We start from the raw sequence: 14168 nt of genomic DNA, 5'->3' as shown, positions 1-14168 counted from the left end.
CCAAAACTAAAGAAAGCGATCGCCTATTTTTGGCGTGAATAATTTGCGCGATCGCTCTCTGTTATAATCCAGTAAAATCGCTCATTTATTAGAAATAAATGAAGTGCCTATTTTAAGGACTGGCAATTTGCGCCTCATCGCTTTTCCCAACACTTGAAACAATCGAAGCTCCAGGCGGGCATAGCATATCTTTGTTTACCGCTTCAGGTATAACAGGAGGTATAGTTGATGGTTGGTCAGTTTCGCAAATTTTATCCACTGCCGATTGACCTTCCGCAAAAACTATGCCTGTGTAACTCTTATCCTCTGGTTTTTTAGCTGTAGCTGTTACTATTGTTTTATGTCGATCTGACCAAGCAATTTTATATTCATAGTCTTGCTCTTTTGATTCAATATTAAATCCCAAATCCTCCCATGTAGAAGCAAATCGTCCGTTTTCGAGATAAAAACCTTTTTGGATTCTGTTGATCGAAGCAATCATCTCTTTAGCGTCCAAACGATCTGATTCTACTGCTGGGACTGGAAGTAAATCCTTTGGTTCATTTTCTTGTATTTTATCTTTCTGTTTTTCCAAAGATGGTTCGATTTTTTCTGATGTAATGCTTTGAGAACTAGCAACGACGGCGTTTGCCTGACTTATCGATCCAGAAGAAACGTTACTCCTAGATAAGATATTTTGCCAATAATTATGGATATTACTGCCTGCAAAACCCAAAATTAAAGCTCCTGCCACCCAAAGATTGTTAAAACTCGATTTGGTACTTTTGGTAGAAGTAGTTAAGGGAATGTGACTAGCTATTTGAGTGGGTGCATCCTCTGTCACATTAATTATCGATCTGTTGATGGGGTACTTGGTATATTTTTGATTGCGGATTTTATGCTCAAAACTATACCTTGCCTCTAAAGGTAGGGACAAATCTTCATACAACGCTATAATAGGCGTCTGAAAGTTAATACTGGCAAAGTATACCTCTTCTCCTTCGCCATAGGGATAAAGAATCCAAAGTCCCTCTGAGTTGCGACGGAAGCACTCCACACATACCCGTTCTTGGCTAATTAGTACATATTCTTGCAGACTTGCTAATTTACGGTAATCAGCGAATTTATCACCGCGATCGAAAGCTTCCGTTTCTGGAGACATTACTTCCACAATTAAACGGGGATATCGCTTGAAATTTTCGCTACCTCTATCTCTATCATCAGAGGTTACGATCGCATCGGGATAATAAACAATATTCTCCCTATCGATATTAACTTTTACCCTTCCTGTGTTAACCCGGTAGCCTAAAGCGCGACTTTTACTCTTTAGTAAAGATATCAAATTAACGCAAATGCTGTCGTGTAGCTCGCTTGATTCATCAATTTCATAGACCTCTTCTTGCCTGTAATCTTGCTTGAATACACTGATTTTTTCATAATCTAAATACTCTTTTGCATCGTCAAGGGTATCGCTGTTGGCCACGCTCATATTTAAACACTCCCGATCTAAAATTATTCAATGCAGACTACCCCTTGGAACAATTCCAAATTAAAGTGTTGGGGCAGACGCTGTTCGCGTCTGCAAAGAAATGATTCAAATCAACTATAATAGTTGAGTAACCAAAATCCCAATAATCATCTTTTGCTTGCCTTTCGGATCGCAGATGTCTGATGATTAATTTATTTTTGGCTCGCCAAATATGAACCTAAAACATCGGTCAGTTATCTGTGAAAAGCAGCCAGATGATTTGGTGAAATATATAATATCTAATTAAATTGGATTTGGATATAGGGGGAACACCCCTATTCCTAATTTGCTTTATTTATACTAAAGCGATAGGCGCAAATAAACTTTATTCAGTGAATAAATGTAAATGCTTGGTTCAAGCATTAATCTAGATTGGGTAACTTTTACAAAACTTTACTTGGTTTTAATTATACTGATGTGCTTACCATACTAATCCCCAGTAATTTACGTTGAGATTACAAAAGCCCTGAAACTCCAGTAGAGCCATAAGGACATTGAAAATCCTTACCAAAAGCTTGCGGTATTCTAGGAGGCGCAGTGGATGGTTCGTTGGTTTCGCAAATTTTATCTACAACTGTTTCGCCTTGCATAGAAACTACACCAGAATAACTTTTTAATCCAGGATTTTTGGCTGTAGCTGTAACTAAAGCTTTGGTGCGATCGCCCCAGATAATTTCATAGTCATAATCTTCCGTCCTCGATTCAATATTTAATTTCAAATCTTGCCATGTAGAAGCAAATCGGTTATTCTCTAAATAAAAAAGTTGTTGTGTGCTGTTAATTAAACCAACTATTCTTTTAGCCTCTGCTGACTTAGTTGGGTCTACGTTAGCGATCGCACTTGCTTGGGGAGTCGGCGAAGGAGTAGCGATCGCACTTGCTTGGGTAGTTGGAGAAGGAGTAGCGATCGCACTTGCTTGGGGAGTTGGCGAAGGAGAAGCGATCGCACTTGCTTGCGGAGTTGGAGAAGGAGAAGCGATCGCACTTGCTTGCGGAGTCGGAGAAGTTATTTGTAAATTTACTTGCGGAGTCGGAGAAGAACTTTTCGCAATCAACGATTGCAGTTGCCGATAACTATATATTTGAGTACCTAGCAAAGCTAGAATCCCAGCGACAACAAACCAAATCCAGTTAGGTTTCAGCTTATTATTATTTGCCACTATCGTAGAGCCAATCTCGTTAAGCTTTGGAGATTGAGTGTGTTCTATAACAGTAGAAGTTGAATTACTTGTTGCTACCTTCGTAGAGATTTGAGATGGCGTTTTCTGCCCAGAAATAGAATTTGATTTCTTTGTCCCCACCTGAGTAGAAATTTGAGAAGGCGTCTTCCTTCCAGAATTAGGTATTTGGGTAGGAGTTCTTGTTACTATAGTCGAAGCCATCATACCCGAAGCATAACTGCTCAAATTTTTCAGATCCCCAAGAGCTGAAGTAGCAGACTGATAACGCTGACGGAAATCATAACGCACCATTTTATCTAAAACATATGCCAAACCGGGACTGACCTGTGCCCACTCCCGCCAAATAATTTCATCCGTATTGGCATCTTTTTTAAGTTTTTTAGGATCTAAACCTGTCAGCGCTTGAATACCAATCATTCCCACCGCGTAGATATCGCTACAAAAACGCGGATTCCCTGCTAATTGTTCATTTGGCATATACCCAGGCGAGCCTACTGTAACCGTCATAGTTGTCTGACAGTGCCCGTCTACCGTGGTAGTGCCGATTTCTTTTACCGCCCCAAAGTCAATCAAAACAATCTTGTTATCGTGCTTGCGTCTAATTAAATTTGAAGGCTTAATATCGCGGTGAATCACCCGCTGCTGATGGACAAATTCTAATATTGTCAGGATCTCCTGTAAGATACTAACAACAAAATCTTCATCCAACTGGTGACCAGGGAGTATTTCATCACACAAACTATTACCTTCAACGTATTCCTGAACTAAATAAAATTCTTCATTTTCTTCAAAGTGAGCGAAAAGCTGGGGAATTTGGTCGTGTTTTCCCAGCTTGTACAAAACTTCCGCTTCTGTATCGAACAAACGCCTTGCTATCTGTAAAGTTGGGATATCCGTAGTTCTAGGTTTGAACTGCTTGACGACACAGTGAGGTTTACCCGGTAGATGGCTATCTTCAGCCACATAAGTCTTACCGAAACCCCCACATCCCAGCCCTCTAATAATTTGGTAGCGCCCACCGAGTATGTTTGCCGACATGAGATTAATATTTGTTGCGTAAGGATGACGATCGCACTCAAACCAGATAAGGCTTTAGCCCATAGCACCCACATAATTAATATCAATTTTGGCACAGCCAACTCGGTAAGCGCACTACCCTGTCCTCGCTACCAAGGACTGCCAATCATCGTAAAAGCAGCCCAATAAAAAGGATGCTTAAAATTTCTTGTTCCCGAAGGCGCTAATTTGGGTGGCAGAAGCATCCCATCTCTCAGCATGGGCCCGCGCAATTTACCACCCTCGAACACCACTTGTCCTCGCAACATACCTATCTGCGACTGCCGCAACGCCTCAGCCTTAATCGGCGCTACCCTCAATTGCTGGTAAAATTCAGTCATCAGCGCTAAAGTTCCCTCATCGCTAACACTCCACAAACTCGCCAGCGCCGACTTCACGCCGCTATTCACCGCCAATCCCGCAAACCCCATTTCCGCATCTTTATCCCCCACCGCCGTGCGGCAAGCACTCAACACCAACAATTCCACCGGTGGATTATTCCACTGCAACTGCCTCATCTTATCCAGAGTTAATTTACTATCCCAAAACTGAATATAAGAGTTTTCCGGTGCCCCCGACTTAAACTCTGCATGAGTTGCCAAGTGAACAATTCCAAATGGTTGCGAAGCGCGTTGTGACCTTAAATTATCTAAGGTAAATTCTTGATTTAAAAATTCTTTCCCCCGCCAAGAACCCGGCCAAAGAACGCCAGAAAGATCTTGCATAATAGCCCCCAACTCCACAGGCACAGCAGCTAAGGGAGCTTGTTCTTTAAATTGCGACGCTCCCATTGCCAAAATTGGTAAATTCTTCACGTCTTTATAAACGGGATCGGTCATATTAAAAGCAGGGATAAGACCGATGCTGTACTTTTCCACCAGAAACTGTTGTCCGTCGTGTAAAGCTGCCAGGGGTAAGCTACGCAGACCGCCACCCATGCAGAAAATTAAATTATCGATTTTATTAGCTTCCAGCTCAGCCGACAGCGGAGCAACGATCCATTGATAGAGTTGTTGAGCCGGAGCCAAGTAACTCGTTGTATTCACTTTTGTGAAGTCCGTAATTTCCTGAGTCAACTGTTTCGCTACGTTCTGCAAAGTTTCGGTATTAGCTGCCGTTACCGTCTTACGAATCGGTTTTCTTTGGGGCATCACTAACACCAATTCCAATGTATTAGGTGTTGGAACTGCGTAGATTAAGGCAGTTTTTTTTCCAGTTTGAGCGGCGAGTTTTCCTAACGTAGCTGCGATCTCTTCCGACCCCATTGACGTGTCAGAAAGATTCGTTTTAAAATAATTTTCATAATCCCTTTCCCAACTTTTCTCTATTGTCCCAACGGCCTCCTCATTCGACTTAACTTGCTGAAGGGCTTGTCCCAAGTTGGGAGGGGTAGCCGATCGCACAGGCGCATTTTCTGGGCTGTTTTCCGAAATCGGGGTAATACCTTCCTCCACAGGAGTCTTGCTCAGATATTCATTCATATCTATATATATGGGCTCCTGAGAAGCTTGCGATTCCCCTCTGGTAATTGGGCCATTGGCAGCCCTAACCCGGATATCAAATAACTCTTGCAAAACTTGGTTGGGATCGTCTCTTTCTTCCAGAGTGAATAATACCTGACTGCAACCGCTCCCAGGACTTTGAGCAACGCACACTACCGGTTGGCGGTTGACTGTGCCAGTGGTGATATAGTTGAGCGTTCCATTGTCGTAGTAAGTCTGAAATCTTTTGGAAACCTCGACACATCGGCTCGCAGGAGTGTAGCCTGTACCGCTAAAATAGGTAGATACCCACCTAATTATGGGAACGTCCCCACGCGAGGTGCGAGCAACAGTCGCTGGAGTATCCTTTCTAGTACCGCAGAAGAAGGTCGCGCTTTGAGCAGAGCCAATCTTGCTGCTGGTAGCCGTGCAACCCAGCACAAACGAAAATGCAGCAAATAATTGGACAATAAACTTAATCTTCATAGAGTATATCCAACCTCCTCAAACTCTCAATTGAGGGTAAGATCCATATCTAGACGTGGAAAGAAGCCATCTGCACTTTCGGGCTGAGCAGGTAAAACCAGATCTCGCAATTGCTGATGTGCGTCCGAGCCACAAAAGTAGCTGGCAACAGCATAAAAGTGTTGAGCGGCTTTTTTTTACTCTAATTGTATGACCTGGAAGCTCAATCCTTCATGAGAGGGATCGTAATTATCCTTGCCCCTGCTTCCAACTCAAAGTCTGAGAATCTAGGGGTGTAGGGGGATAGAATCCTCTGCCATTTTCTGTCTCGACCAGGTAGCATTAGGTGTTAAAGCAGAAACGATATTATACCGCCTCAGCTCTTTCAGTGAATTCCGCAGTTTCATCCTGAACGACCAGACGCCTCTCTGAAAGACATTGATGTAGACGCGAATTCTCAAAGTTTCTACACAGTTAATCCTAACCAAACTTTCAACTGGCGTCTTCATATCGGCGAAGCACATAGGATGGGCTGCGTTCTCTAGCAATATCAAATCTGACGAAACATTACCGGGGTCTTATGCCAAGAGTCCTGTTGAACACCGAAGCGAGTCACCCAATGTTGGGTAATTTATTAGACGAGCGTTACCAAATAGTTCAAGTTTTAAGTGCCGGAACATTTGGAAGAACGTACATTGCCGAAGATGCAACATTACCGGGTAACCCCAAATGCGTAATTAAGCATCTCAAACCTGCTAGTAACGATCCCAACTACTTGCAAACCGTCAGACATCTGTTTCTTAACGAAGCAGAGACTTTGAAAAGATTGGGCGAACACGATCGCATTCCCCAAGTGCTAGCTTACTTTGAAGACGACCAAGGATTTTACTTGGTGCAAGAGTTTATTGAAGGACAGCCTCTGAGTGCTTTACTGCCAACTAGCCTACGCTGCGGCAAACGCTGGCAGGAAAAACAAGCTATCCAGTTGCTAGCAGAAGTTTCCAGCATACTAGAATTCGTTCACAGTCAGGATATTATCCATTGCGATATCAAGCCAAACAATATAATTAAACGCGCCTCAGACGGCAAATATTGTTTGATTGAATTTGGCTCGCTTCAGCCGATACGGACGCCAGCAGTTAACGTTGAAGAACAGGCAGAAATCACTTTTCCTCTTGAATCGGCAGGGTATGTACCGCCAGAACAACTGGCATATCACCCACAGCCAAATAGCGATATTTATGCGTTAGGTACGATCGCTATTCAAGCACTGACGGGAATGTATCCGGCGCTGTTGCAAATAGATGGGAATTTGGATTCTTGGCACAAACAAGTAAAAGTTAGCGATCGACTGGTTTCTGTAGTCAACCAAATGGTACGCCTTAACTACAAAGAGCGCTACCAAATGGCGACAGAAGTTATCCAAGCTCTTCATGATTCGGGGATCGCCAGTCAGACAACAGAATTTGTCAGTAGCGGTGTGGGGGCGATCGGCTCAGAAAAGCTAAATATTACCTTTAAGTCGTTGCCGCCAATATCCCCAACTATATCCCCAACTATATCCCCAACTATAATTGAGGAGTCAAAAGTTGCGGACAACTCTATTGGTGCGATCGCCTCAGAAACACTTGAAATCCCCTTAAGCTTATTCCCGCCAGATTCAGAAACCAAAACAGCAGATTCAGAACAAATTCAATACTCTACTGAAAACCCTGTTGCCGAATCTTCGCCTTTAGAATCCCTCATATTTGTAATGCCTCAAACGCAACTTTATGAGGCAACACCCACCCCAGATGCTACAGATGCAACGGACTCACCCGCTCAGCCGCAAAAGAGCAAACCTGGTTTTAAATTACCAAAAATCCCTCCTATAGTGGCTTTATTTGGTGTAGGTATGGCGATGAATGCTCTGGCTGCAATGGCTGGATACATTTATATGTCCCAACCCGATCCTTCTCAATTTAAACAATTGGATTCAATCATTGACCAAGTGCAGTGGGAGGAAGGAGCTAAAAAAGTTTGCCAAATTCCTTATATCTGTTTTTGGGAAAAGAAACAAAAGCCTAATGTTCGAGGAAAGGCGCAAACACCTGTAGAAATTTACCAATTACGGAAAAAAGCCTTTGCCTTGGCTGAAAAGAAAGACTTTGCTGGTGCAGTGAAACTTCTGGAAGAAATTTCTCCCCAAACACCAGAATACTCTAAAGTGCAAGCTAAAATCGCTGAATATAAGCAAAAACAGCGGGTTAAGCAAGCTGTTGAAAAGTCTGGCAGTGCAAAAATGGCGAGTAAGTTAACGAGATAATTAATGAACAATAGACATCTCTAAAAAAGAATCTCAGAGACAGGCAAGATGCCTATCCCAGAAGAATTTTTGGAGATGTCTAATTAACAATGAACAATTGAAAATTAAAAACGAATTGTTAATTGTTCATTGTTGCGATCGGTAATTCTGTCTGAGCTAACAACCTTCCCCGTGAAATTACGTAACGTACAGTCGCTCGACGACGAATCGCATCATAGCGACTATCAGCATCTAACACAATCAAATTTGCAGGTTTACCCACCTCAATTCCATAGCTATCTTCCAGATGTAAAGTTTTCGCTCCATGCAGTGTGACCATATCAAAACAAGCATCTATTTCAGACATCCCCGTCATCTGACAAACGTGAACCGCCATGTGCGCCACTTCGAGCATATTTCCCGTCCCCAAACTATACCAGGGATCTTGGATACAATCGTGTCCCAAACTCACATTCAATCCAGCTTGCCACAATTCTTTCACTCGCGTCACACCTCGACGTTTGGGATAAGTATCGGTGCGCCCTTGTAGGGTAATATTAATTAAAGGATTGGCGATGAAATTGATTTGCGATCGCACCAACAAACCCATTAACTTTAGCGCATAAGCATTGTTATAAGAACCAAACGCAGTTGTATGACTCGCGGTTACTCTTTCTCCCAAACCAGAACGAATCGCACAAGCCGCCACAACTTCCAAAAAGCGCGACTGGTCATCATCAATTTCATCGCAGTGAATATCAATTAATCGATTATATTTTTCCGCTAATTCAAATATTCGATGCACCGATTTTACCCCATCTTCGCGGGTAAACTCATAGTGAGGAATTCCACCCACCGCATCCACACCCAACTTTAGCGCTTCTTCCAATAATTCCTCATTTTTAGGACTACCGTAAACTCCATCTTGCGGAAAAGCCACCACTTGCAAAGTTATCCAATCTTTGACCGCTTCTCGCACTGCTAGCAAACCTTGCAATGCAGTTAAAGACTCTTCGCTCACATCTGCGTGACTGCGTACAAATAAAATACCTTGAGATGCTTGTAATTTGAGCGCTTCTATTGCCCGTTTTTTCACATCATCCAGCGTCAAACTTTGCTTGCGTTCTCTCCAAATTTCAATTCCTTCAAACAAAGTTCCACTTTCATTCCATCGCGGTTCGCCTGCTGTCAGCGCTGAATCCAAATGAATATGCGATTCCACGAAAGGCGGACTGACTAATTTTCCTTGGATATCCAGTTCTAGCTGCGCTGGTTCGCTGAGATGAGGTGCGATCGCTCCAATTTTACCATCTCGAATCCCAATATCGACTTCCCGATCCTGCCAACGACACCGACGCAGTAATATATCCCACGATAATAGCGACATAAATATTCCTTTCTGGTTTATCCAACAAATCCATAAAGGAATTTTAAACCCTACCGCAACCTGGAACTACTCTCTAAGCATAAACCCGGTTTCTTGAAGAAACCGGGTTTATGGAATGTACTGAATATGAGAAACCGGGTTTCTCGTCCGTATCTCGTAGAAACCCGGTTTCTTTCCGTCAGTTTTCAATTTGCTATTCGGAAATATTATTTGCTACTCCGACTTCCCTCGCGGAACGGATCAACATAGCTTTTTGACGGTTCTCCATTGACCGCTGATGATTCAGCATCAGGGAACGAGCTCTTTGTTCAACTGCGCGGTTGTTGGATTCGTGGTTAATAGCGCTCATGTTTTCGCCTCCTAAAGTACAAACGTAGTGAATTGAGGCGCGTTCCTTCGGGATTGCTCCCTACTTCCGTCTCCTCACTGCATCTAACCGTCGATCGGCGTCTACCTGAAGAGATGAACGATTTATTTCTGTATTTATTGTTACCGTTTTTCCGATAAATGTCAAGTGCTACATAAAACTTTACAATCAAGCTCAATTCAATCCTAGATAAACTGCCACAGTCGTTGGTTTAAACGCTAAATTGGCAATATGAGTGAAAAAAGCGAAGGTATCAAAATCGTTAGCGACAATCGCCAAGCCCGTTACCTCTACGAAATCCTAGAGACATACGAGGCTGGGATTGAGTTAAAAGGGACAGAAGTCAAGTCCATTCGCGAAGGTCGGTCTAACCTGCGCGATGGATATGTGCTGATTCGGAATGGCGAGGCGTGGCTGCTGAACGTCCACGTTTCACCTCACTCAACCGCCAGCCAGTATTTTAACCACGACCCCGTTCGCACGCGGAAACTGCTGCTGCACAAAGAAGAAATCCGCAAGCTGATTGGTAAAGTGGAACAAAAGGGTTTGACCCTAATTCCTTTGAAAATGTATCTCAAAAAGGGTTTGGTAAAAGTTAGCGTTGGTCTGGGTAGAGGTAAGAAGCTGCACGACAAACGGGAAGATGTGAAGAAACGCGACGATAAGCGCGAGATGCAACGCGCCATGAAGAATTATTAAGTCGATTCAAACCTAACAAACCGGGTTTTTTGGCAAAGATTTTGGCTTTGGTGTCAAATTAATCGCTAAAAACCCGGTTTTTGGCTTTTCCATAAATGTGGGAGTCGTAAAAACTTACTTAATCGTAGGGTGGGTTAGGCACGGCGATAAATTCAGCACTTTCAACCAATAATTAACAAACCGTGCCGTAACCCACCATCTGCCTTATCTATAACAGAATAACATTTTTCAGCATAAAGCCGAAAAAACCGTGCAGTCTTTTCCAAATGGTATAATTTTACTCGCTAGTGCGAATGCTGGTAATAACTATGACTCAAGAATTAATAGATTTAAGAAAAAGCATTCTGGAAGGAAGATACTCCGAGGCTTTGGCAATTGTAGATGAATTAGAGGGAATGAGTAAACAGGCAATTCTGCGTAATATTCAATCTTATCTCAAAATCTTGTTAATTCACTTGATTAAAAACCAAGTGGAACAGCGATTGACTAATTCTTGGGCTGCTTTTATTCGGAATTCAATTGTAGAAATTAAAAAACTGAATTTAAAGGACAATAAAACATCTTACTACATTAATAATGATGAATGGAATAATTTACTTGAAGAAGAACTTGAATCAGCTATTCGCGATGCAAGCTTGGAAGTGCTGAATGCCATTTACAACGAATTTCAACTTTCTGAGATAGTGGATAGAACCCAGGTAGTTGAAATTGCTCGAAATTTATTAAATTTAATATATGCTCACTCGGTTAAAAATTTACCCGCCGTGGTCGCGGAGAGTTTGGCTCATTTACCTGGTGGAGAAGATTGGAAATTAAATAGGTAAAATCATCAACCAAAAGAGTGGAGTAATAGTTATGACTCAAGAACTAATCGATTTAAGAAAAAGCATTTTGGAAGGAAGATACTCGGAAGCTTTGGCAATTGTAGATGAATTGGAAGGAATGAGCAAACAAGCAATTCTGCGTAATATTCAATCTTATCTCAAAATCTTGTTAATTCACTTGATTAAAAACCAAGTGGAACAGCGATTAACAAACTCTTGGGCTAATTCTATTCGCAATTCAGTGAGAGAAATTAAAAAACTGAATTTGCAAGATAATAAAACATTTTACTACGTTAAGATAGATGAGTGGGAGGAGATGGTAGACGATGAATTTGAAGAAGCTATCCGCGAAGCGAGCGAGGAAGTATTGAATGGTACTTACAGTCCATTTCAACTTGCTGAAATGGTAGATAGAAGTTTGGTAATTAGTCATTCTCAAAGTTTGTTGGCATTAACTTATGATTATTCCCTGAAGCAGTTACCCGCAGCTATTGATGATTATTTGGCTCAACTATCAGGTGGGGAAGATTGGAAAGCTGGGAGGCGATAGAATAAAGGCTTTAAGGAGTATAATTAAACCTAACAAACTAGAGCGCCAGTCCAGTAGAATGAATTGACAAAAAGAACGAAATATGTTTTATGTAGGGGCTCAGCATTTGGGCGACAATTTCTTACACAAAATACAAGATTTTCTGTCCAAATGCAACGCCGGAGCCGGGGTCTAAAGCCAAGTCAACATTATGTTGCTTTTGTCAACCTCTTTTACTGGACTGGCGCTCTAGGTTTTGGCGTGGGGTTAATGGGGAAAACCCCGGTTTCTGACCTTATGCAAAGTTTGGATATTTTTTACCGCAGATGAATGCAGATGAACGCGGATGAACGCAGATGTATAGCGCTTCGCGCTGGTATAGTTACACATTACGATAAAGTACGCTGAAGCTCCACAGAGATTTGACTCAGTGTTTGTAAATACGCCAGCGCGAACTGCTATAGATGTAGATTTTTTGTTATGCAGATGATGGCTGTTTTTGATTGGTTTTTTGGATACTCTTTCAGTCCACTTGAGTGGAGTTTTGCTATGACGCTGCTCATTGATTCGCAGGCGGGTGAATGCGCGGGTGCAATATCTCTATAATTGGTTTTAAATAAGCGAAACTAACGCATTTGTTGGGTTTCGTACCTCAACCCAACCTACAAGGATACAAGGGTTACGGATTCGTTATTGACAAAATTGCGAAGAACTTGGAGTAAATTATAAGGTACGTTGTTGCGCTTTAGCGCTAAAGCGCAACAACGTACCCTATTTCTTATCTTCTCTTCGCGTTCTTCGCGTCGAAAGCGGTTCGTTAAAAAATCTTGGGCTAGAGTTACCAACTCTAGCCCAAATGCTTCGTCCCTACAAGTCTTGTGGAGGTAAATTTTCGCTCCGAGATGGTTGATAAATAGTGTAATAACTAGCGATCAAAGCTATCATCATCCACCAGAGAGTATTGGCTTCCGGACGATACAGAACTGTATCTACAGTACCATGAGCTAGCATACCTAAAAGACTGGCGATCGCAGCTATCAACCAAAATGCCTCCCGGCTACCAAATTCCCGCAGACGGCGCAATTGTACCCAACCTTGGTTAAAGGTTACCAACAATAGCCAGAGGAAACAACCCAATCCAATCAAACCGGCTTCCACCGCGACTTCTAGGAGAATAGAATAAGCACTCAAAGCGCTGTAGCGGGGACGCATATAGAGAGGATAAATTTTGTTAAAAGCATTGTTGCCGGGGCCAATGCCGATAATGGGCCGATCGCGGATCATCTCCATCACAGCCGCCCACACATTGATGCGAAAATTATTGCTGCTATCTTCGCGACCCGCAAACATACTGAAAACGCGATCGCGCAACGGTTCCACAAATATTATTGCCAATCCTAATATGGCAGCCAAACTTATTAGCAATATCGGTAAAGACCAAGTGCGCCAAAAAGGAGGTAAGTGAATACTTAACCAATAAATCAACAACAACAAAAACACAAACAGCAGCACGACAAAACCGATCCAGCCGCCCCGACTGAAAGTTAATATCAAACAAGCTGAATTGAGGATAAACATTGTCGTTGCTAACGCTTTGCAGACCCAGCCACGCCAAGCAAAAACAGCTGCCAAACTCAAAGCAGTTGCCGGTAGCAGATACCCTGCCAATAAATTCGGATTTCCCAGATAGCTGTAGACTCGTGTGGTTTTAGCCAGAGGAGATTCCGGATCTACCCAAGTTGCCAGTGCTGTAGCGCCAAAAAACGACTGCCTCAGACCGTAGACACTGACGATCAGAGCTACGTGCAAGTATAGCGCAATTAACCAAGACCGCAGACGAGGCGATCGCAAAATCCTCGCCATCAAAGCAAACAGCAACAGATACAGGGTCAGCTTCACCAAACCGGTCAGCGCCGCAGCCTTTACCGGTGACAAAGCTGTCGCCACCACAGCAATGCCCCAATAAAGCAATACCAGCAAATGAATAGGCGTAAATTTGGGAAGAGAAAATACTGCCTCTCCCTCTTCCCTCTCCCTTTCTCTGACAACCTCATCCGATACAGTCAGCAGCACCCAAAAGGCACCGCAAGCAACCAACAGTACGCCGATCAAATCGTTGGATACAAAGGGAGCCAGAGCAAACACCAAGCTTACCAACAACGCGCCCAAAGGTTCTGCCCACCGCATCAACCAGCTGCCTTGTCGCCAAGCTTGCAGCAGACCTACCAAACGGGACAAATAACTAGCATTGCGCCACCGATACAGCGGCAGATTAGATAGTGTTAATTGTTGCCAAACAGCGTTCATGAATTTTTATTCTAGTGAACCATTTTAGATTTTGGATTTGAGATGTTAGATTATATTTTCATCTAAAATCTAAAATCTAAA

Annotated in this window: 10 protein-coding genes and 1 riboswitch; of the genes, 4 read left to right on the top strand and 6 right to left on the bottom strand. The window is 42.8% G+C overall.

Translation table 11 applies throughout. The features are described 5' to 3' along the window. Positions 1 to 112: 112 nt before the first annotated feature. From ACE1CD_RS26835 to ACE1CD_RS26825, 3 genes are all read right to left on the bottom strand, one after another. Entirely contained in the window at positions 113 to 1468 is a 1356-nt protein-coding gene (locus ACE1CD_RS26835; protein ID WP_374826805.1) for a Uma2 family endonuclease, read from the bottom strand. Between the two features lie 494 nt (positions 1469 to 1962). Then, positions 1963 to 3726 (bottom strand): type IV pilin-like G/H family protein, encoded by a 1764-nt coding sequence (locus ACE1CD_RS26830; RefSeq protein WP_374826804.1) that lies wholly within the window; start codon positions 3724 to 3726, stop codon positions 1963 to 1965. Positions 3727 to 3854: 128 nt separating this feature from the next. Continuing rightward, positions 3855 to 5711: a CHAT domain-containing protein gene (locus ACE1CD_RS26825; RefSeq protein WP_374826803.1), complete on the bottom strand. Its 1857-nt coding sequence runs from the start codon at positions 5709 to 5711 to the stop codon at positions 3855 to 3857. Between the two features lie 559 nt (positions 5712 to 6270). Here ACE1CD_RS26825 and ACE1CD_RS26820 point away from each other — a divergent pair. Further along, complete coding sequence (locus ACE1CD_RS26820; RefSeq protein ID WP_374826802.1) at positions 6271 to 7995, top strand: protein kinase; 1725 nt, start codon at positions 6271 to 6273, stop codon at positions 7993 to 7995. Between the two features lie 118 nt (positions 7996 to 8113). Here ACE1CD_RS26820 and codA read toward each other — a convergent pair whose 3' ends face one another. Further along, positions 8114 to 9361, bottom strand: coding sequence for a cytosine deaminase (gene codA, locus ACE1CD_RS26815; protein WP_374826801.1), 1248 nt, complete (start codon positions 9359 to 9361; stop codon positions 8114 to 8116). A gap of 193 nt (positions 9362 to 9554) precedes the next feature. After that, positions 9555 to 9710 (bottom strand): hypothetical protein, encoded by a 156-nt coding sequence (locus ACE1CD_RS26810; RefSeq protein ID WP_374794877.1) that lies wholly within the window; start codon positions 9708 to 9710, stop codon positions 9555 to 9557. Between the two features lie 36 nt (positions 9711 to 9746). Then, positions 9747 to 9832: riboswitch (Glutamine riboswitch) on the bottom strand. Positions 9833 to 9959: 127 nt separating this feature from the next. Here ACE1CD_RS26810 and smpB point away from each other — a divergent pair. The 3 genes from smpB to ACE1CD_RS26795 all read left to right on the top strand — a co-directional run bounded on the left by smpB (position 9960) and on the right by ACE1CD_RS26795 (position 11801). Beyond that, positions 9960 to 10427 carry an SsrA-binding protein SmpB gene (gene smpB / locus ACE1CD_RS26805; protein ID WP_374794876.1) on the top strand — a complete coding sequence of 156 codons (468 nt, stop codon included), beginning with the start codon at positions 9960 to 9962 and terminating at the stop codon, positions 10425 to 10427. A 308-nt stretch (positions 10428 to 10735) separates the two neighbouring features. Continuing rightward, positions 10736 to 11251 (top strand): DUF29 family protein, encoded by a 516-nt coding sequence (locus ACE1CD_RS26800; RefSeq protein WP_374826800.1) that lies wholly within the window; start codon positions 10736 to 10738, stop codon positions 11249 to 11251. A 31-nt stretch (positions 11252 to 11282) separates the two neighbouring features. After that, complete coding sequence (locus ACE1CD_RS26795; protein ID WP_374826799.1) at positions 11283 to 11801, top strand: DUF29 family protein; 519 nt, start codon at positions 11283 to 11285, stop codon at positions 11799 to 11801. An 846-nt stretch (positions 11802 to 12647) separates the two neighbouring features. Here ACE1CD_RS26795 and ACE1CD_RS26790 read toward each other — a convergent pair. After that, positions 12648 to 14087, bottom strand: coding sequence for an IctB family putative bicarbonate transporter (locus ACE1CD_RS26790; RefSeq protein WP_374826797.1), 1440 nt, complete (start codon positions 14085 to 14087; stop codon positions 12648 to 12650). Between the last annotated feature and the right edge of the window lie 81 nt (positions 14088 to 14168).

The sequence above is a fragment of the Aerosakkonema sp. BLCC-F183 genome, assembly GCF_041929145.1.
Lineage (GTDB): Bacteria > Cyanobacteriota > Cyanobacteriia > Cyanobacteriales > Aerosakkonemataceae > Aerosakkonema.
Note: the sequence above shows the minus strand (reverse complement) of the source record. Positions and strands in the feature narration are given on the sequence as shown.

Excerpts from the sequence above, each read along its gene's own strand:
- ACE1CD_RS26835 (WP_374826805.1), bottom strand. The coding sequence starts at position 1,468 with ATGAGCGTGGCCAACAGCGATACCCTTGACGATGCAAAAGAGTATTTA.
- ACE1CD_RS26830 (WP_374826804.1), bottom strand. The coding sequence starts at position 3,726 with ATGTCGGCAAACATACTCGGTGGGCGCTACCAAATTATTAGAGGGCTG.
- ACE1CD_RS26825 (WP_374826803.1), bottom strand. The coding sequence starts at position 5,711 with ATGAAGATTAAGTTTATTGTCCAATTATTTGCTGCATTTTCGTTTGTG.
- ACE1CD_RS26820 (WP_374826802.1), top strand. The coding sequence starts at position 6,271 with ATGCCAAGAGTCCTGTTGAACACCGAAGCGAGTCACCCAATGTTGGGT.
- codA (WP_374826801.1), bottom strand. The coding sequence starts at position 9,361 with ATGTCGCTATTATCGTGGGATATATTACTGCGTCGGTGTCGTTGGCAG.
- ACE1CD_RS26810 (WP_374794877.1), bottom strand. The coding sequence starts at position 9,710 with ATGAGCGCTATTAACCACGAATCCAACAACCGCGCAGTTGAACAAAGA.
- smpB (WP_374794876.1), top strand. The coding sequence starts at position 9,960 with ATGAGTGAAAAAAGCGAAGGTATCAAAATCGTTAGCGACAATCGCCAA.
- ACE1CD_RS26800 (WP_374826800.1), top strand. The coding sequence starts at position 10,736 with ATGACTCAAGAATTAATAGATTTAAGAAAAAGCATTCTGGAAGGAAGA.
- ACE1CD_RS26795 (WP_374826799.1), top strand. The coding sequence starts at position 11,283 with ATGACTCAAGAACTAATCGATTTAAGAAAAAGCATTTTGGAAGGAAGA.
- ACE1CD_RS26790 (WP_374826797.1), bottom strand. The coding sequence starts at position 14,087 with ATGAACGCTGTTTGGCAACAATTAACACTATCTAATCTGCCGCTGTAT.